This is a genomic window from Kocuria sp. CCUG 69068 (assembly GCF_020833785.1).
In the GTDB taxonomy this organism is placed as follows: Bacteria; Actinomycetota; Actinomycetes; order Actinomycetales; family Micrococcaceae; genus Kocuria; species Kocuria rosea.
In genome coordinates, this window is sequence record NZ_PDDL01000288.1 from 1 (window position 1) to 465 (window position 465).

The 465-nt window shown below is 77.8% G+C and carries 1 pseudogene; it reads right to left on the minus strand.

The features are described 5' to 3' along the window. A pseudogene (locus CRM73_RS19565) lies at positions 1 to 465 on the minus strand (DNA polymerase III subunit gamma and tau); the annotation flags it as partial.

Consider the following 465-nt stretch of genomic DNA (forward strand, 5'->3'; position numbering starts at 1 on the left):
ACGGCTCCGGGCCGCGCGGGGCTCCGCCGCCGCCACCGCCCCGGCCGTGCCCGCCGCCGCCCGGCGGGACGGCCTCCGCACGGCAGTCGATGCCGAGGATCTGCTGGACCGCCTGCCGCAGGTCGTCCTCGAAGCGCGGGAAGTTCATGAGGTCGCCCTCGGCGTCGAACATGATGCGCAGCACCTTGCCGTCGAAGGACTGCGGGGTGCCGCGCTGGACCGTGAACCACGCGACGCGGCGGATGTCCGCGAGGGCGTTGACGATCTCCGGCCAGGAGGCCCGCAGCAGGTCGATCTCGTTGCCGCCCTGCTCGCCCGCCCGGGGCGTGTCCTGGCGGGGCGCCTGCGCCGCGGCGTCCTGCCGCGGCGCGTCAGGACGCTCCGCTGCGGCGGGCGCCTCCCGTCCGGTAGGCCGCTCCGGTCCGCTGTCCTCCCGGGCGGACGGGCGCTCGGGAGCCGCCGCGG